The organism is Propionivibrio limicola (assembly GCF_009469695.1).
Classification (GTDB): Bacteria; Pseudomonadota; Gammaproteobacteria; order Burkholderiales; family Rhodocyclaceae; genus Propionivibrio; species Propionivibrio limicola.
The window spans coordinates 59,913-78,265 of record NZ_SSSR01000008.1 but is presented as its reverse complement, the minus strand read 5'-3'; the positions used below and the strand labels follow the sequence as shown (position 1 = coordinate 78,265).

Below are 18,353 nucleotides of genomic sequence, written 5' to 3'. Positions count from 1 at the left end.
CGCATTTAACGCAGAGTTCGCAGAGAAAAACCGAGAAAAAACAGAGAGAAGGTGCAAGCTCCCCATAGGACCGATTGGGTGAAATATGGATTTTTCTCTGCGACCTCTGTATCTCTGCGATCTCTGCGTTGAAAGCGGTTCCACCCGAAGTTTTCAGACTCGATCAGCTCAGGCTGCAAGCGCTCTCGATCATTTCCCGCAACGCGGCCGTTGCCCAAGCGGCGTCGTTCTGCCCGCAAATCGCCGACACGACAGCCACACCGCCCGCTCCGGCCACCAATAACGGCGAGCAGTTGTCGCGTTTGATACCGCCAATCGCGACAACCGGCAATATCGTCGCCGCGACCAGTTCGGCAAACAAGGGCAAACCGGTTGCCGGTGCCGCATCCGGTTTGGTCCCGGTCGGATAGACAGGCCCGATGCCGAGATAGTCGACGCCTGACGGCACCGCCGCCAGCTCGGCCGCGGTGGACACCGACAGCCCGAGGATCTTGTTCGGCCCGAGCAAGCGACGGGTTTCCTCTACCGGCAAATCGCCTTGGCCGATATGGACGCCGTCGGCATCAACCGCGAGCGCGATATCGACATGGTCGTTGATGATCAGCGGCACGCCGAGCGGTGCCAACGCCGACTTCAACGCGACCGCCGTTTCCAGCCACAACCGCTTCTTCCACCCCGGAGCCCGCAACTGCACGACCGTCGCGCCGTTTTCGGCGGCGAGACGGGCAGTACGCACCATCTCGCCCGGACTTCCGCACAAGTCCGGATCAAGCACCAGATACAGCGAAAGGTCGATCGGATTCAGCGTCATGCCACTTGCTCGCGGAGCTTCTCAGGCGTCAGCAGATACAGCGCGTCGAGGAATTCCACCTTGAACGAGCCCGGCCCGCGGCTCATCGCGGCCGCGCGCTCGCCGCACAGCCCGGCCACGGCGCACGCCGCCGCCACGGCATGCAGGCGATTCGGCGCCTGCGCGGTGAATGCCGCCACCAGCGCCGACAAGGCGCATCCGCTTCCGACCACGCGCGTCATCACCGGATGCCCCCACGGCGTGGCCCAAGTCGTCGTACCATCGGTGATGAAATCGGTTTCGCCGGTCACGGCAACGACGGCGCCGGTCGTACGGGCCAATCCTTCGGCGGCTTCAACCGCCGCCTCCGATTCGGTCGTCGTATCGACGCCGCGTCCGCTGCCGGCACACCCGGCCAGCGCCATAATTTCGGAGGCATTGCCGCGAATCGCCGTCGGCTTGCAGGCAAGGAATTCACGGCACGCCTGCGTCCGGTAATCGAGCACGCCCACCGCCACCGGATCGAGCGTCCACGGCACGCCAGCCCGGTTGGCCGCTGCCACCGCCTGTTTCATCGCCGCCAGCCGGGCCGGATAGAGCGTCCCGACATTGACGAGCAAGGCGCCGGAAATCGCGGCGAACGAAGAAACCTCTTCCTCGGCCACGATCATTGCTGGCGACGCGCCCGCCGCGAGCAGAACGTTGGCCGTGATTTCCTGCACGACTTCGTTGGTCAACAGATGGACAAGCGGATTCATCGCACGCAATCGCGCCAGTTCGGCAGCGATCACATCAACGGGAAGAGTAGCGGTCATGGTTGGCGCACATCACAAGGAGAAAGTGGCGAGTATACGCCGGCCGCCGGATCGCTCAGTTCCCGGAAGGCACGTCCGGCGTCTGCAACGGGTCTTGCCCGATCCGTTCATATTCGGCGATGACCTGCGCACCGAGCAGCAAAAGCGAGGCGGCAATTTCAAGACTGAGCAACACGATGACGGACGTCGCCAGCGAGCCGTAAATGATGTTTGCCGTCGACATCGTCGTGAAATACCAGATCAGCGCATGGCGCGCCGCTTCCCAGGCGAGCGCGGCCGTAAAGCCGCCAAACAGCGCATGCGAAAGTCGCGTTCGGCCAACCGGCATGATCATGTAAAGCGCCGCGAAAATCAGCGTGACGACGCCAAGACCGAGCAACTGGAGGACCGGCCCCGAGAGGATGACGAAGGAAAAACTCCGGCCCATCACCTCGATACTTTGGCCGGCCAGCGCCTGGAGAAGAATCGCCAGCACCGTGACGATCAGCAGCAGAACGACCAGAAAGAAAACGAAGCTGTACGGCAGGATGGCCGAAAGCAGGACATGCCTTTTGCCGCTGACGTGGCGATGTCTGAAGATCACCACCATGGCTTTTTCGACCACCGAGAAAGCCTGCGCACTAAAAAACAGCAAGGAGACCAAAAACACCGTACCGACCGCCAAACGTTTTTCCAGAAAACCGAAAACATCGCCAAGCAGCGTCGAGGACTGGCTCGGCACCAGCCACTCGAGGTAATGCGCCAGCGTATCGATCAACAGCCTCTGCTCGACCAGATGGGACAACAGAATGATCGACAGGATCAGCAGCGGCACCAGCGACAGCAACGTATAGTAGGCAATCGCTCCGGCCAGCAGCCACCCCTGATTGGCCAAAAAACCGCGCGCCACGCGCCCGAGAAAGGCAAGCGGGTTGGACAGGACGCGCTGGGCGGAAATGCTGAGGACAGGCATCATTGGACGGGTGGCGGCATCAGATCGACACATTCTAATCCCGCCGCCATCGTCAGCTGCCGCCGAAAACGACCGTCGGTGCGACCCGCACCGGATCACCCTCTCCCGTCACCAGCACTTCGCCCTCCTGGATCGTGCATTGCAGGTCCATCGAACGATTGGCCAGCGCGGCGAGGGCTTGCGTGTCGTCGACAGAGAGGCGATAGACGGTGAGGTTCGACAGCTTCTCCAGCTTGGCGCGGTTCTGTTCCCACCAGACGTCGGCGGCCCGATCGCCGTAGGCAATCACGACGACACGCGCCGAACGGCCGGCCGCCTTGCGCAGCCAGCGCTCGTCGAGCAGGCCGACGTAAATCCAGAGGTCGATGGCACCGGTCAGATCCTTCAGCCACAGATCGGGCTCGTCGTCGGTCGACAAGCCCTTGCCGAATTCGAGCCGCTCGTCGGCGAACAGCATGAATGCCAACAGGCGGACCATCATCCGCGCGTCGTTCTCGGACGGATGCTGCGCCAGCCTCAGGGAAAAATTCTCGTACACGTTGCGGTCGAGATCGGCGACCGAGAGTTCGGTCTTGAAAATGGTTGCCTTGAGTGCCATGAGTCGCTTGAGTTAATTGAAAACAGCTGAACGCGAGAGTGAAGAAGCGTAAAGAACGAGGGCCGCTATACTAACGGAAATCAGTTCCGGCTCCGATCCAATGCCTTTCCGACGCGCCCACCTCTCGCTGCTGCCCTTTGCCGTGCTGGCCGTTTGCTCGTTTTCCGAAGCGATGGCGTTCGGCGCGCTCGATCCCTTCCACACCGAAGCGCTCACCCCGCCCCGTCCCCTGTTGGCGCCTGCGGCGGACAAGCCCTACGTTCCATGTCAGGCGCAACCGGCCGACACGGTATTCGGCGTCGTCGAAGTCGTCGATCTCGCCCTGTGCCGCAACCCGCAAACCCATGAAGCCTGGGCCAATGCCCGGTATCAGGCCGCGCAGGTCGGCGTCGCCCGATCCGATTATCTGCCAACTCTGGACGGCAGAGCAGCCGCCAGCCGGCTGCGGACGGATGGCGACACCAACAACCCGAGCAGCGCTTCGCTGACCCTCTCCTGGCTGCTTTACGATTTCGGCGCGCGCGACGCCAATCTGGAAAATGCCCGCCAGTTGCTGAGCGCCACGTCCGCCACGCTCGATGCCACAGTGCAAGCCGTTTTCCTTGCCGCGCTCCAGTCGTACTACAACGCGCAAGCGGCCCGGGCCGCGCTGATCGCGGCGCAGGAATCGGAAAAAGCCAGCCGCGAAAGCCTGACCGCCGCCGAGGTCCGCTACCGCGTCGGAACGGCGACACCCGCTGACCGTTTGCAGGCGCAGACAGCTTGGTCGCAGGCCGTTCTCAACCGCATCCGGGTCGAAGGGGTGGTGAAAACGACGCTTGGTACGCTGGCCAACGTCATGGGTCTCGACGCCAACCAGCCGCTGACGCTGGCCGAGATTCCCCGCGCCGCTCCGGAAACCACGTTCGAGCGCGATCTCGACGCCTTGATTGCCGAAGCACGGCAACGCCGCCCCGATCTGCAAGCGGCCGAGTCGCAGGTCAAAGCGGCGCAGGCCAGCGTCGATTACGCCCGCGCCGTCGGCCTGCCGACGCTGTCGCTGAGCGGCGGCCCCGGCTGGCAGGATACCGGGGCGATCAGCAGCCACAGCAATGCCGTCGGTCTGACGCTGACCGTACCGTTCTTCTCCGGCTTCAACACCACCTACAACGTGAGGTCGGCGCAAGCCCGCGTCGACGTGGCCAGCGCGCAGCGCGACAGCGTCCGGCTGCAAGTCGCGCTCGATGTGTGGACGGCCTACCAGAGCCTCGTCACCGCCACGCAGTCCTTCCGCACTGCCGGCGACCTGCTGGCCAGCGCCGAGCAATCCGAAAAGGTGGCGCTCGGCCGCTACAAAGCCGGTGTCGGCAGCATTCTCGACGTACTCAACGCGCAAAGCGCCCTTGCCGCCGCACGTCTGCAGCGCATTCAGGCGGCGCTCGACTGGCATGTCTCGCGCGCTACGCTGGCCAAGGCGGTCGGCGCCCTCGACAGCCGCCTGCTCGCCTCTCCAGCACGCTCAGCCGAAACTTCGACCCCATGAAACCCATTCTTCGCAACGCCCTGATTGTCTTGATCGCGCTCGGCCTCGGTGGCAGCGGTTACTACGCTTATCGCAACCATCAGGCGCAAGCGCCCGAAAAACGCTACCGGCTGCACACGGTCGAAAAGGGCGACCTCACGCAAACCGTCTCGGCCAACGGCACGCTCAACCCCGTGGTACTGGTCAATGTCGGCACGCAAGTCTCCGGTACCGTCTCGAAACTGTTCGTCGATTTCAACGACAAGGTCGAGCAAGGCCAGGCGCTGCTGCAACTCGACCAGTCGCTGCTCGCCGCGCAGGCCCGACAATCGGCGGCCAACGTCGGCAACGTCGCCGCGGCGCTCGATCTGGCGCGCGCCAACGAAACGCGGATGAAGGAACTGTTCGCGCAGGAATACGTCTCGCGGCAGGAACTCGATCAGGCGGTGCAGGCGCGCAAGTCGGCCGAGGCGCAACTGGCGCAGGCCAGAGCCGCAGCCGACAAGGATCAGGTCAATCTCAACTACACGATCATCCGCTCGCCGGTCTCCGGCATCGTCGTCGACCGCGTCGTCGATCTCGGGCAAACCGTCGCCGCCAGTCTGCAAACACCGACGCTGGTCAAGATCGCGCAGGATTTGTCCGAGATGCGCATCGATTCGAGCTTCGCCGAAGCCGACATCGGCAAGATCCGGGAAGGCCAGAAAGTGCGCTTTACCGTCGATGCTTTTCCGGAACGTACCTTCACCGGCGAAGTGCAGCAGATTCGGCTCAACCCGACGACGACGCAGAACGTCGTCACCTACAACGTGCGCGTCTCGCTGCAAAACCCTGACCACCTCTTGCTGCCGGGCATGACGGCTTACGTCACGATCGCCGTCGCCAAGCGGAGCGACGTACTGCAGGTGCCGAACGCGGCGTTGCGCTTCAAGCCGGCCGAGGCTGAAGGCAAGACCGCGGACGAGGCGGCACAGCCGGCACAGAATGCCTCGCCGGCCAGCGGCAATGGTGGCCGTGGCAAGGGCAAGAAGCGCGACACCAGCACCGGCACCGTGTACATCGTCGGCGGGCGGACGCTAAAGCCGGTCAGCGTCCAGATCGGCATCACCGACAACCGCAATACCGAGATCGTCGGCGGGGATTTGAAACCGGGCGACACCGTGGCCATCGGCGACGCACCGACGGCTGCCACCAAGCCGAGCAGCGTCGGCCTGAGGTTGTTCTGATGTCCGAAGCCGTCATCCGGGTCGAAGGACTCAGCAAGTCCTACGCCACCGAAGCGGGGCTGTTTCCGGCCCTCAAGGGCGTCGATCTCACGATCGAGTACGGCGAGTTCGTTGCCATCATGGGGCCGTCCGGTTCGGGCAAATCGACCTTCATGAACCTGCTCGGCTGCCTCGACACGCCGACGTCCGGCGACTACTTCCTGACCGGCCGCAACGTCGCCCGGCTGCATGCGGACGAATTGGCGTCGCTGCGCAACCGCACGATCGGCTTCGTCTTCCAGGGTTTCAATCTATTGCCGCGCATGACGCTCGCCGACAACGTCGCGCTGCCGCTGGTGTACGCCCACCGCGAACGCGAACCGCGCCGCGAATGGACACGCGACGAGCGCCGCGCAAAGGCCCGCGAAATGCTCGCCAAGGTGGGACTGGAAAGCTACGCCCAATCCCTGCCCGCCCGCATTTCCGGCGGCCAGGAGCAGCGCGTGGCGATCGCCCGCGCGCTGATCAACTCCCCCAGCCTGATTCTCGCCGACGAACCGACCGGCAACCTCGACAGTCACACGAGCGAGGAAATCATGGCGCTGTTCCGCAAGCTCAACAACGAAGGCATCACCATCGTCCTCGTCACCCACGAACTCGACGTCGCCGCCCACGCCAGGCGGCAGGTTCGTTTTCTCGACGGCCGCATCGTCAGTGACGACCAGACTCCACAATCGTCCGGCGCACCGACACTGGAGTCCGGCGTTCTCCGGGATGACGACTCTTTTGCCGCGAGATCAACACCATGCTGAAGCCGATGCTTGGCGAAGCGTGGCACGCGATGGGGTCGAACCGGATGCGGACGGCGCTGACGATGCTCGGCATGGTCATCGGCGTCGGTTCGGTCGTGCTGATGATGGCCATCGGCCAAGGCGCCCAGTTTGCCGTCGCGCAGACGATCAGCACGATGGGCAGCAATCTCTACGTCGTCGTTTCCGGTTCGACGCAGGCCGGCGGTGTGCGCACCGGCAGCGGCTTCGGGCCGACGTTGCGCGTCGCCGACGCCGAGGCGATCGCCGAACTCGATGACGTGGCCAGCGTCGCGCCGGTACATCAAGGAACGCAACAACTCGTCTATGGCGGAAAAAACTGGAGCGCCACCACGGTCGGCACCACGCCCGCCTACCTCGACGCCCGTTCGTGGGCGCTGACCGACGGCTACAACTTCAGCGATTCCGACGTGCGCTCGGCGACCCGCGTCGCGCTGATCGGCAAGACGGCGGCGGAAAACCTGTTCGACCCCGGAGAGAACCCGGTCGGCAAGATCATCCGCATCCGCCAGACGCCGTTCACCGTCATCGGCACGCTCGCGCCCAAGGGGCAAAACCTCGACGGCCGCGACCAGGACGACACCATCATCATTCCGCTCACCACCGCCCAGCGCAAAGTGTTCGGCGTGCCGTTCGCCGGCTCGGTGCGTACGATCATGGTGCAGGCGGCATCGGCCGAGGCCATGCCGGCGGTCGAGAAGTCCGTCACCGCCCTGCTCCGCCAGCGGCACCGCCTGCGCGAGGATCAGGACGACGATTTCTACATCCGCAACCTCGCCGCCGCGGCCGATTCCGCAGCGGAAACGACGCGCGTCATGTCGCTGCTGCTCGGCGCCATCGCCTCGGTATCGCTGCTCGTCGGCGGCATCGGCATCATGAACATCATGCTTGTCTCGGTCACCGAACGGACGCGCGAGATTGGCATCCGCATGGCCATCGGCGCGCGCCAGAAAGACATCCTCGCCCAGTTCCTGCTCGAAGCCATCATGATTTCGGTCACAGGCTGCCTGATCGGGCTCGTTCTCGGCATCGGCGGCGCGCTGCTCGTCAATGCGCTGAGCGACATGGTCATCGTCATCTCCGGCGCCTCGGTACTGGTCGCCTTTGCTGTTGCCGCCGGCGTCGGCGTCTTCTTCGGTTTTTACCCGGCGCGCAAGGCCGCCGCGCTCGACCCGATCGAAGCGCTACGCTACCAGTGAAACCAGTAACCTCACTCGCTTAAAACCCGCCTTTTGGCGAACCCTCTTTCTTGCAGTGGGCGTCCTGATACGGCCCCTTGACCGCCACCCAGCCGGGGCCGGGCGACGTTTGTGCACAAATCATCATGTTGTCGGCCGTGCTTCTCCATTTGAACCACGCGGCCGGTGCGGCGAAAAGCGCCGGGCAGAAGCCGATTGCTCCGATCAGGATGGCCATTCGATAGCGCTTAACAATGTTCATTGGAACCTTTCCTCACTAAAACCTCTGACGATACGCGGACATGCTTGAGCACGACTTCCACGAGCTCGTCGTGCTCGATCGGTTTCGTAATGACATCGATCATGCCGGCGGCAAGGCACTTGGCGTGCTCCTCCACCAGAGCGTGCGCTGTCTGGCCAATCACGGGCATATCCGGACGAAGCTGCAGGACGCGGCGGGTAGCTTCGAGGCCATCCATCTCGGGCATCTGGACGTCCATCAGCACAAGATCGAACGCCTCGCCCTCTCGTTGGAGCGCCTCGATGGCCTCCCGTCCGTTGGAAACGAATCTCACGTGCGCCCCTTCGTGCGTCAGCATGTCGTCGAGCACGTAACGGTTGAGCTCCATATCCTCCGCCACCAGGATATTGACTCCTGCCAGCTTCTTCACGCTTTGCGGGATATCCTCGATGGAACAGCCGGCTTCGCCAGGGGTCGCTGCCGGCACGATTTTCAGACGGACTTCAAACGTCGAACCGGCACCCGGCGCCGTTTTGACACTGATCTGCCCGCCCATCAAATCGACCAGATTCTTGGTGATGGCCAAACCGAGGCCGGTGCCGCCAAACTTGCGCGTCGTCGAATTGTCGGCCTGCTCGAAGGGGGAGAAAAGGCGCAGGACCTGTTCCGGCTGCATGCCGATCCCCGTATCCGCGACCCGGATCAGCAGATCGCCTCCCGCGACCGCGACATCCAGACGCACCTCGCCGGCCGGCGTGAACTTCACCGCGTTCGAGAGCAGGTTCAGCAATATCTGCTGAATCCGGACCGGATCGCCAATGAGGCGACGGGGTAAATCGGGAGCCTTGCGGACGCTCAGCTCCAGCCCTTTTTCCCGGGCGCGTTCGGCCATCATCTGCACCGTTTTGTCCACGAGGTCGCCAATCGCTACAGGCACCGAGTCGAGCGACAGCTTGCCGGCCTCGATCTTGGAAAAATCGAGGATGTCGTTAATGATCGCCAACAGCAGCTTCCCCGACTCAATGACGTGGCTGAACATTTGTTGCGAAGCGGCGCGTCCGTAGTTTTCGCGGTATCCGGTCTGGGCAAAACCGAGAATTCCGTTCAACGGTGTGCGGATTTCGTGGCTCATATTGGCCAGAAAACTGCTTTTTGCGTCATTGGCGGCATTCGCGCGGATGATCTGTTCGGCCAGTTCCGCGTTGAGTTTCTCGATTCTGGAGGCTCTTTTGCCGATCACAATCATCAGCCCTACCATCGTCAGACCGAGAAAGGCCCATCCTCCGAGGTAGATCCAGGCTTTCTGTTTCCAGCCGGCCAGAAATTCTTGTGGCGCGGCGCCGTAAATGATGATGATCGGGAGATTGGCAACCTTCCGCCAGTAGAAAACCCGTTCGATCTGGTCGACGCGCGAGATATTCCGATACTCCCCCAGCCGCTTTCCGTCGCACAGCTGTTCTTCAATTTCGGGGTTCTCGAATTTCATCCCAAGGTCGGCGCCCCCCTCGGGATGCCGGGCGATCAAACGCATATCGGACGAAAACATGGCGACCATCCCGCTTTCGCCGACCTCGATGGTCTTGAATCCCTGCTGCAGAAAATCGGAACGGATCGCGGTCTGGACGAGCCCGGCAAAATTTCCGTCGGGCGCATTGATCCGACGGCTCAGCGTAAAGAGCCATTTCCCCGTGACCCGCGAAAGAATCGGCTCCGACACGACAAGTCCGGCATTGGAGTCATTCTGCTGCGCGATGAAATAGTTGCGATCGGCCACATAAGTACCGCTCAGACTCTCTGATTGCGACGCGCTGAAAACAGGCAGGCCATCACGGCCCATGAAGCGCAGGCTGTTTTTCTGGGCCTCCGGAATAAAGCTCTCCCGCCGAAGCAGATCGCGGTTCACCGTCAGCACGTCGGCCGCCTTTTCCCCAGCCACGAGCGCGCCGTAGTGGTGCGCCGCGTCCTTCAGGACCACGTCGATCCTGTCGACGATGGCGACCACATGTCGCTCGATCGCGCCCGTCAGGTTATCGGCCTCGCGCTTGGCGAGCGCATACTCATGGCGATAGGAGACATAAAGGTCGTATCCCAACAAGCCAGCAAGCATGAGGAGGACGACGGCGATCCCCGTCCAGATAAAGCGCCGTGAAATCCGGATAGCTCCCGGATTGCAATCGGAGATACTCATGAAATCAACACCAGAATTTTTATGCTTGGTGACGATATGACTCTATCTTCCGCGGAAAATCAACCTCCCGATCGCATCTCGGCAGCCGCCACCTCTTCTGGGAGGAAAGGGTTGTAGCGTTTTTGCCATCGGGAAATGGCTGGCGTATTCTTCCCGCTCGCCGGGGATCAAAGTCCCGCGTCAGAAACCTTGAGAGTCCCTTCACTACCCATCATGCCTGTTTACAGCCTCGGAACCCATACCCCGCAAATCGATCCTGAAAGCTGGATCGCCCCCAACGCCACGGTCATCGGTCAGGTGAGCCTCGCCAAAAACGTCTCGATCTGGTGGAACGCCACGCTGCGCGGCGACACCGACCAACTCATCGTCGGCGAAAACTCGAACATCCAGGACGGCAGCGTGCTGCACACCGACCCCGGCCTCAAGCTGACCATCGGCAAGAACGTCACCGTCGGCCACATGGTCATGCTGCACGGCTGCACGATCGGCGACGGCTCGCTGATCGGCATCGGCTCGATCGTCCTCAACCGGGCCGTGATCGGCCAACACTGTCTGGTCGGCGCCAACACGTTGATTCCCGAAGGCAAGGTCTATCCCGACCGTTCGCTGATCATGGGTTCGCCCGGCAAGGTCGTGCGCCAGCTCACCGACGAGGAAGTCGAAAGGCTCGGCGGCGGCGCAGGGCGCTACGTGCAGAACTGGCAGCGCTACGTGAAGGAACTGGCGGAAGTCTGAGCCAATTGCAACGACACTACTAGTCAGTCATCGAAAAAAGCGAACCACCAAGGCACCAAGCACACCAAGAAAGCACCAAGAAAACCCACTGTCTTTCTTGGTGAAACTTTGTGCCCTTGGTGTCTTGGTGGAGAAGCTTTTATTCATGCGCTCCAACATAACTGACTACTACGACCAACCTTACGCCCGCGACAGGAACGCCTCGATCGCGGCCGCCACCACTTCCGGCTGGTCGTGCTGAACGTTGTGCCCGGAATCGGGCACGTTGACCACCTGCAGGTTCGGGAAGACACCGAGGCGCCGCTCGAACTCGGACGGGTCGTTGCCAAAACGTTGCTTCACCAACCCGTAGCGGGCGATCAGCATCAGCACCGGCGCCGTAATGCGCTGCCAGCTCGCCATCGAATCCTCGATCCGATACACCGCCGGCGATGGAATCCGGTGCCACGGATCGCAGGCCATCTCGACCAGGCCGTCCGGACGCATGCGGCCCACGGTGCGCGACAGGAAAGCGGCACGCTCTTCTTCCAGCCGCGGATCGAGTTCCATCAGGCGGCTGGCGAACGCTTCGTAGGTCTGAAAGAGGATCGGCGACGGCCCCTTGCCGATGTTGTCCAGCCAGCGCCCGATCAGCGTCGGCGACACATCGTCGATCGCCGGCTTGAGACCAAGAAAATCAAGCATCACCAGCTGCGAAATGCGCTCTGGCCGCACACCGGCGTAGTTGCTGGCGATGTTCGCCCCCATGCTGTGCGCCACGATGCGCACCGGCTTGTTCGGCGAGAAATGATCGAGCAGGCAGTCGAGATCGGCGTAGTAATCAGGGAACCAGTAGGGCCGCGACAACCATTCCGTTTCGCCGTAGCCGCGCCAGTCGGGCGCGATCACGTGCCAGTCCTGCTTCAGCGCATCGACGAGAAACTGGAAAGTCGGCGACGAATCCATCCAGCCGTGCAGGAAAAACACGGTGGGGGCATGGGCAGGCCCCCAGTGGCGAATGTTGTAGCGCAGGCCGCGAATGCTGATTTTTTCGGTACGGGATTTAAGTCTTTCCATGGCAGAACGGTCGGGCAAAACAGGAAAGCCCTCGATTTAATCAGTTTTTCGCTCCCGAAGCATCCGAATAACGGGAAAAAAGCTGGCCTGCCCCGGAAAGGCCAGTGTTCAGCATCACGCTCCGCTTTGCGTCGATGCGGCGCCAGACGCTTGCAGGATGGAATTTAGCGGCTCGTAGAGCGACTGGGTATGACCGGCAAACCGGCGAAGCGACTGGTTCATTTTCGCCGTGGCCGCCTGATATTTCTGAAACGCTTCGACAAATTCGGCGACCGCCTGATTGAGGTTGTGCGACGTTTTGCTCATGTCATCTCCAGCGCAAAAGGTTAACGTCCGCACAGCCTATGCGAGAGGAATTACATTCTCATTTCCTGCCCATGAACAAATGGTGAATGCACAACCGGGCACGTAATCCTTATTTCCCGCCAAATTGCGGCTCGCGCTTGGCGGCGAACGCGCTTACGCCTTCCGCGTAATCGGGACTCCAGCCGAGTTCGCGGATGTAGCTCGCTTCGAGCGACAGCTGTTGTTCCAGACTGTGCGAGAGCGATGCCTGCATGGATTGACGGGTACGCACCAAGGCCTTGGTCGGCGCCTTGGCCAGCCGCTCCGCCGTCGTTGCCACGGTGCTGGCAAACGCTGCATCGTCAACGCACTGCCAGATCAGCCCCCACTCGGCGGCCGTTTCCGCCGGCAGCTTGTCGGCCAGCATGGCCAGCCCCATGGCGCGGGCCATGCCGACACGTTGCGGCAGGAACCACGTGCTGCCGGTATCGGGCATCAGGCCGATGCGGGTGAAGGCTTGCAGGAAAGACGCCGAACGCGTCGCAATGACAAGATCGCAGGCCAGCGCCACGCTCATGCCGGCGCCGGCGGCGATGCCGTTGACGGCGGCCAGTGTCGGGACGCGCAGATTGGCCAGTTGCATGACCAGCGGCTTGTAGAACTGCTCGATCACGTTGCCGATGTCCGGCATCCGTCCTTCCTGCGCCTGCATGCACTCGTCGCCAAGATCCTGGCCGGCGCTGAAGGCGCGTCCGGCACCGGTTAGCACAAGTACGCGCACGGACGGATCATTCTGGATACTGTTCAGCGCCGTACGCAGTTCGGCGTGCATTTCGGTGGTGAAGCTGTTGAGTTTGTCGGGACGATTCAGCGTCAGGCGGGCGACACCCGCCTCGATATCAAGGGCGATGGTTTTGAAAGTCATGGGAAATCCGGATTCAAGGTGAAGGCGAAATCGTCGGGTTGCCTGCCGTCGGCGACAACCGGATCAGTCGGAAAGAATACCGCCAATCGATGATGGATGGCGGCGTTGCTTAATCAGCGTTACACCGCGCGTCGCCCCACGTTTACAATATTCGATTCAAGAAAAAACAGTCTCCGGCCCCACTGTTCTGCCATTGGAGACAGCCAAAACAGGTTCATCATGTCCGACGCCCTTCCCGATCCCCGCTACACCCGCTTTCTGCCATGGATTGTCGCCATGGCGCTGTTCATGCAGACGCTCGACGGCACGATCCTCAACACCGCCCTGCCGGCGATGGCGCGGTCGCTCAACGAAAGCCCGCTGAACATGCAGTCGGCGGTCATCGGCTACCTGCTGACGGTGGCCATGCTGATCCCGGCTTCCGGGTGGCTGGCCGACCGCTTCGGCTCGCGGCGCGTGTTCATCGTTGCCATCGTCCTCTTCGCGCTCGGCTCGCTGGCCTGCGCCATGTCGACAACGCTGAACGGTCTCGTGATCGCGCGCATCGCGCAGGGCGTCGGCGGCGCACTGATGATGCCGGTCGGGCGGCTGACCGTGTTGCGCAGCTTCCCGCGCTCGGAACTCGTGCGCGTGCTCAGCTTCGTCACCATTCCCGGCCTGCTCGGCCCGCTGCTCGGGCCGACGCTCGGCGGCTGGCTGGTCGAGTTCGCTTCCTGGCACTGGATCTTCCTGATCAACCTGCCGGTCGGGCTCGTCGGCTGCATCGCCGCATCGCGCTTCATGCCGGACATCAAGAGTCCGGAAAAGACGCCGTTCGACGGGGTTGGTTTTCTGCTTTTCGCCACGGCCATGGCGCTGATCTCGATCGCCTTCGAAGGGCTCGGCGAGCTGCATTTCTCGCACGCCCGCGTCGTGCTGCTGATTGCCGGCGGATTGTCGTGCCTCGCCGCCTACTGGCTGCACTCCAACCGCCACGCAGCGCCACTGTTCAGCGGAAAATTGTTCGAAACGCATTCATTCGCTGTCGGCATCACCGGTAACCTGTTCGCCCGCATCGGCAGCGGCGCCATGCCGTTCCTGACGCCGCTACTGCTGCAAGTCGCGCTCGGCTTTTCGCCGATGGAAGCCGGCATGTCGATGATTCCGCTGGCGCTGGCCAGCATCGGCTCAAAGGCCATCGCCACGCCGCTGATCAAGCGCTTCGGCTTCCGTCACGTGCTGATCTGCAACACGCTGCTGCTCGGCACGATGATCGCCGGCTTCTCGTTGCTCGACGGCAACACCCCGCGCCTGGCGCTCTACGCCTACCTCGCCACCTACGGCGCCATCAATTCGCTGCAATTCACGGCGATGAACGCGCTGACGCTGATCGACCTCGACAACAAAACCGCCGCCAGCGGCAACAGCCTGCTCTCGGTCGTCATGCAGCTGTCGATCAGTCTCGGCGTCGCCTCGGCTTCGGCGTTGCTCGGCGGGTTCATCGACCTCAAACAACTGCCGGACCAGGCGCTGATTCTCGAGGCCTTCCACAAGACTTACCTCTGCGTCGGCCTGATGGCGATGTTCGCCGCCGCCATCTTTTTCCAGCTGCGCCGCGACGAACGGCCAGAAGAAGCACCGGAGCCCGAGAAAATCCGCGAAGACGACGACCTATAATCAGCGCACGACCCTTCGAAGCCCGCCATCCCGCCATGAATACACCGCCCCGCCGCCCGTCTTCCCTCCTGTTCTGGTTCGCCGTCATCGGGCTGCTGCTCGTTCTGCTCGACCACTTCCTGCCGCGGATCGAGGCCTGGTTCGCGCCGACCGACAGTTCGCCGCGTACGGTCACGGCGCGCGGCGACCTCGCCGCCGACGAGAAGGCGACCATCGAACTGTTCGAGAAAGCCAAAGATTCGGTGGTGTTCATCACCACACGCTCGCAGGTACGCGACTTCTGGACGCGCAACGTATTCACCGTGCCGCGCGGCACCGGCTCCGGCTTCATCTGGGACGGCGCGGGACACGTCATCACCAACTACCACGTCATCGAAAATGCCAGCGAGGCCATCGTGCGCCTTTCCGACGGGCGCGACTATCAGGCGGCGCTGGTCGGCGCCAGCCCGGCGCACGACATCGCGGTGCTGCGTATCGGCGTCGGTTTCAAGCGCCCGCCGCCCGTGCCGCTTGGCACCAGCCACGACCTGCGCGTCGGCCAGAAAGTGTTCGCCATCGGCAACCCGTTCGGTCTCGACTGGACGCTGACCAGCGGCATCGTCTCGGCGCTCGACCGCACGCTAGGGGGCGACGGTAACCGAAGCGTCGAGCACCTGATCCAGACCGACGCCGCCATCAACCCGGGCAATTCGGGCGGCCCGCTGCTCGATTCCGCCGGTCGCCTGATCGGCATCAACACCGCCATCTACAGCCCGAGCGGCGCCTCGGCCGGCATCGGTTTTGCCGTACCCGTCGATACCGTCGCCCGCGTCGTACCGCAACTGATCGCGCAAGGGAAATACATCCGGCCGGTGCTCGGCATCCAGATCGACGAAGGGCTGAATGATCGCCTGAGCCGCACACTCGGCATCAAGGGCGTCGCCGTGCTCAAGGTCTCCCCCGGCAGCGCCGCCGACACCGCCGGACTCAAGGGCGCGCAGACGGGCCGCGACGGCCGGATCGTCCTTGGCGATGTCATCACGGCCATCAACGGCAAAGCGATCGACAGCGTCGCCCACTATCTGTCGCAGATCGACGAATACGCCATCGGTGAAACGGTGACGCTGACCGTCAAGCGGGGCGAGCAAACCCTCGAGCTTCAGGCCACCCTGCAACCGCAGCCATAACCCCCTTCAAGCACTTTTCCGAAGAGACGCCATGGATATCCGATCAGTCGACCTCAACTTGCTGAAAGCCTTCGACGCACTGATGGACGAACGCAGCGTCACGCGGGCGGCGGCGCGGCTCTCTCTGACACAGCCAGCCGTGAGCGGCATGTTGAACCGCTTGCGCGACTGTTTCGGCGACCCGCTGTTCACACGAACGTCACGCGGCGTCACGCCAACGCCACGGGCAGAGGAACTGAGCGGCGGCATCAAGCGCGTGCTGGCCGAAATCGACGCCATGCTGAGGCCCACCGCTTTCGATCCGGCAACAGCCGGGTTCACCGTGTCCATCGCCGCCACCGACTACGCGCTGCGCGCCGTTCTCGTGCCCTTCATCGCCGCCCTGCGGCCGCTCGCCCCCGGAATTCGCATCGCGGTGCGCCAGATCAACGAATCCCTCGTGCAAACCCAGCTCGAACGCGGCGACCTCGATCTGGCGCTGCTGACGCCGGAAACTGCGCCGCCCGACCTGCACGCCCGCGTCCTGTTCGATGAAACCTACGTCTGCGCGCTGCGCGAAGGGCATCCCGACTCGGTGACCGGAGCATTGACGCTGGAGCGGTTTTGCGCGCTCGATCACGTCATGGTTTCGCTGGTCGGCGGCGGGTTCCGCAGTGCCACCGATGAAGCCCTTGAGCGCATCGGCGGCCGTCGACGGGTGGTGCTTTCCGTGCCGAGTTTCGTCATGCTGCTGGACATCCTCCGCACCAGCGACCTGATCGCGCTTGTGCCGCGCCGACTCGTCGCGGAATCCCAAGGGCTGACGCTGAAGACACCGCCGCTCAACGTCCCCGGATTCACCAAGATCGCCACCTGGCATGCCCGCACGCACGAAGACCCGGGTCACCGCTGGGTGCGTTCGCTGCTGTTCAAAACGTGTGGCATTTCTGGCTGAACGCCATGCGCGACCTTGACGATCTGTTCGCTGCCCTGCCCCGATCACGCTTCCGTAGGGGCTTCTCGCTGGGCAAGAAAGAGCGAGCCTATTTTCTCGCCAAGGGACGGGACACTGTCGTTGAACACGCGCAAGCCTTCATCGCGCAACGGCTGGCGCCGGCCGAGTTGCCCAACGACGGCAAGCAGACGCCCTTCCGCGGCCACCCAGTTTTCATCGCCCAGCACGCGACAGCGACCTGCTGCCGCAAGTGCCTGAAAAAATGGCACGACATCCCAGCCGGTCGTTTGCTGACGCCGGAGGAACAGGCGCACGTCGTCGACGCAATCATGCGCGGGCTGGATGAACAGGATTTGCCGCTCTCGGCGCCGCCCGCCGGCACGTCTTTACCACTTTTTTAAAAGAGAGCGCATCCGGCGCCCTCACGCGGCTCACTCGGTAGCGAACAGCCGGGCGACCGCCGTCATGTTTTGCCCACCGAAGCCAGCGTCGATGCCCTTCCGGAACACCGCGCGGGCCGCGGCCAGCGTTGGCGCAGCGGCGTCTGAACCGACCGCAGCGAGCGTATAGCCGAAGTCCTTTTCGATCAGCTCGACCGGGAATTGCGGCTGGAAGTCGCCGCGCAACATGGAACCGGCGATCACGTTATCGACGGGCGACCATACCGGGGTGGCAGCGATCGCCTGCAGCGAACGGGCAACATCGGCACCGTTGCTCGCCAGCATACCGGCGAGTTCGGCGAGCCCCGTCACCTGAAGGCCGAGCAGCGCGTTCGTCGCCAGCTTCACCAGCGTGCCTGATCCGACCGGCCCGACGTGATGGATCGCGGCGCCCATGGCTTTAAGTAGATCCCCGGCACGAATCAGCACCTCGGTGTCGCCGCCGACGAGATAGACAAGTTGGGCCGCCTCGGCGGCCGGCCGCGAGCCGGACACCGGCGCTTCGACAAACCCGATGCGGCACGCCTGCGCCAACCGCCCAAGCTCTCGCATCCAGCGGACCGACAGCGTCGAGCTTTCGATAGCGATGGCGCCGGGCTGCATCGCCGCCAACGCCCCCGTCGCCGAATCGCACCAGACCGAGCGCGAGGCGGCATCGTCGCGCACCATCGCAATCACGAAGTCGGCTCCCCGCGCTGCCTCGGCCGGCGTCTTCGCCCATGTCGTCCCGGCCGCGAGCAGCGCCTCGGCGGCTTTGGGTGTCCGGTTCCAGACGGTCAGTTTGTGTCCGGCCTTGATCAGATGGGCGGCCATGCGGCAGCCCATTGCACCGAGACCGAGAAAAGCAATGTTGGACAT

At 63.1% G+C, this 18,353-nt stretch carries 19 protein-coding genes; 9 read left to right on the top strand and 10 right to left on the bottom strand.

The window, feature by feature from the left end:
• Nucleotides 1-163: 163 nt before the first annotated feature.
• Genes thiE through GH659_RS07965 form a run of 4 tightly spaced genes read right to left on the bottom strand, consistent with a single transcriptional unit; the run spans nt 164 to nt 3,155 of the window.
• Nucleotides 164-811 carry a thiamine phosphate synthase gene (thiE, locus tag GH659_RS07980; protein WP_153110868.1) on the bottom strand — a complete coding sequence of 216 codons (648 nt, stop codon included), beginning with the start codon at nt 809-811 and terminating at the stop codon, nt 164-166.
• Nucleotides 808-1,605, bottom strand: coding sequence for a hydroxyethylthiazole kinase (gene thiM / locus GH659_RS07975; RefSeq protein WP_153110867.1), 798 nt, complete (start codon nt 1,603-1,605; stop codon nt 808-810). Before thiM ends, thiE begins: the two co-directional genes overlap by 4 nt.
• Before the next feature lie 55 nt (nt 1,606-1,660).
• Nucleotides 1,661-2,590: a YihY/virulence factor BrkB family protein gene (locus tag GH659_RS07970; RefSeq protein WP_246167778.1), complete on the bottom strand. Its 930-nt coding sequence runs from the start codon at nt 2,588-2,590 to the stop codon at nt 1,661-1,663.
• A gap of 19 nt (nt 2,591-2,609) precedes the next feature.
• Entirely contained in the window at nt 2,610-3,155 is a 546-nt protein-coding gene (locus GH659_RS07965) for a YaeQ family protein (RefSeq protein WP_153110866.1), read from the bottom strand.
• A gap of 100 nt (nt 3,156-3,255) precedes the next feature.
• Between GH659_RS07965 and GH659_RS07960 the strand changes: the two genes are divergently transcribed.
• From GH659_RS07960 to GH659_RS07945, 4 genes are read left to right on the top strand one after another with little or no spacing between them, the layout of a single operon-like run.
• On the top strand, nt 3,256-4,677 hold the full coding sequence (locus tag GH659_RS07960) for a TolC family protein (RefSeq protein ID WP_153110865.1): 1,422 nt from the start codon (nt 3,256-3,258) through the stop codon (nt 4,675-4,677).
• A complete protein-coding gene (locus tag GH659_RS07955) occupies nt 4,674-5,882 on the top strand; it encodes an efflux RND transporter periplasmic adaptor subunit (protein WP_153110864.1) in 1,209 nt (402 codons plus the stop codon). The genes GH659_RS07960 and GH659_RS07955 overlap by 4 nt, the downstream gene beginning before the upstream one ends.
• The gene (locus GH659_RS07950; protein WP_153110863.1) at nt 5,882-6,673 is read left to right on the top strand and encodes an ABC transporter ATP-binding protein; all 792 of its coding nucleotides are present in this window, start codon (nt 5,882-5,884) and stop codon (nt 6,671-6,673) included. Before GH659_RS07955 ends, GH659_RS07950 begins: the two co-directional genes overlap by 1 nt.
• Nucleotides 6,667-7,890: an ABC transporter permease gene (locus GH659_RS07945; RefSeq protein WP_153110862.1), complete on the top strand. Its 1,224-nt coding sequence runs from the start codon at nt 6,667-6,669 to the stop codon at nt 7,888-7,890. The genes GH659_RS07950 and GH659_RS07945 overlap by 7 nt, the downstream gene beginning before the upstream one ends.
• Before the next feature lie 19 nt (nt 7,891-7,909).
• Here GH659_RS07945 and GH659_RS07940 read toward each other — a convergent pair whose 3' ends face one another.
• Entirely contained in the window at nt 7,910-8,131 is a 222-nt protein-coding gene (locus GH659_RS07940; protein WP_211364161.1) for a hypothetical protein, read from the bottom strand.
• Nucleotides 8,118-10,298, bottom strand: coding sequence for a hybrid sensor histidine kinase/response regulator (locus tag GH659_RS07935; protein ID WP_153110861.1), 2,181 nt, complete (start codon nt 10,296-10,298; stop codon nt 8,118-8,120). The genes GH659_RS07940 and GH659_RS07935 overlap by 14 nt, the downstream gene beginning before the upstream one ends.
• 213 nt (nt 10,299-10,511) lie before the next feature.
• On the opposite strand from GH659_RS07935, the gene GH659_RS07930 reads away from it, so the two are divergent.
• A complete protein-coding gene (locus GH659_RS07930; RefSeq protein ID WP_153110860.1) occupies nt 10,512-11,033 on the top strand; it encodes a gamma carbonic anhydrase family protein in 522 nt (173 codons plus the stop codon).
• A gap of 180 nt (nt 11,034-11,213) precedes the next feature.
• On the opposite strand, the gene GH659_RS07925 is transcribed toward GH659_RS07930, so the two are convergent.
• The 3 genes from GH659_RS07925 to paaG all read right to left on the bottom strand — a co-directional run bounded on the left by GH659_RS07925 (nt 11,214) and on the right by paaG (nt 13,299).
• A complete protein-coding gene (locus GH659_RS07925; RefSeq protein WP_153110859.1) occupies nt 11,214-12,089 on the bottom strand; it encodes an alpha/beta fold hydrolase in 876 nt (291 codons plus the stop codon).
• Nucleotides 12,090-12,203: 114 nt separating this feature from the next.
• On the bottom strand, nt 12,204-12,395 hold the full coding sequence (locus tag GH659_RS07920) for a hypothetical protein (protein WP_153110858.1): 192 nt from the start codon (nt 12,393-12,395) through the stop codon (nt 12,204-12,206).
• Between the two features lie 109 nt (nt 12,396-12,504).
• Nucleotides 12,505-13,299 (bottom strand): 2-(1,2-epoxy-1,2-dihydrophenyl)acetyl-CoA isomerase PaaG, encoded by a 795-nt coding sequence (gene paaG, locus GH659_RS07915; RefSeq protein ID WP_153110857.1) that lies wholly within the window; start codon nt 13,297-13,299, stop codon nt 12,505-12,507.
• A gap of 219 nt (nt 13,300-13,518) precedes the next feature.
• Here paaG and mdtD point away from each other — a divergent pair, with 219 nt between their 5' ends.
• Genes mdtD through GH659_RS07895 form a run of 4 tightly spaced genes read left to right on the top strand, consistent with a single transcriptional unit; the run spans nt 13,519 to nt 17,456 of the window.
• On the top strand, nt 13,519-14,955 hold the full coding sequence (gene mdtD / locus GH659_RS07910; RefSeq protein WP_153110856.1) for a multidrug transporter subunit MdtD: 1,437 nt from the start codon (nt 13,519-13,521) through the stop codon (nt 14,953-14,955).
• 35 nt (nt 14,956-14,990) lie between these two features.
• Nucleotides 14,991-16,121 (top strand): S1C family serine protease, encoded by a 1,131-nt coding sequence (locus GH659_RS07905; RefSeq protein WP_153110855.1) that lies wholly within the window; start codon nt 14,991-14,993, stop codon nt 16,119-16,121.
• A 31-nt stretch (nt 16,122-16,152) separates the two neighbouring features.
• Nucleotides 16,153-17,055: a LysR family transcriptional regulator gene (locus tag GH659_RS07900; RefSeq protein ID WP_153110854.1), complete on the top strand. Its 903-nt coding sequence runs from the start codon at nt 16,153-16,155 to the stop codon at nt 17,053-17,055.
• A gap of 5 nt (nt 17,056-17,060) precedes the next feature.
• Complete coding sequence (locus tag GH659_RS07895; protein WP_153110853.1) at nt 17,061-17,456, top strand: DUF4186 domain-containing protein; 396 nt, start codon at nt 17,061-17,063, stop codon at nt 17,454-17,456.
• A 30-nt stretch (nt 17,457-17,486) separates the two neighbouring features.
• Here the strand turns inward: GH659_RS07895 and GH659_RS07890 are convergent, their stop codons facing one another.
• Nucleotides 17,487-18,353, bottom strand: a complete 867-nt coding sequence (locus GH659_RS07890; RefSeq protein ID WP_153110852.1) for an NAD(P)-dependent oxidoreductase — start codon at nt 18,351-18,353, stop codon at nt 17,487-17,489.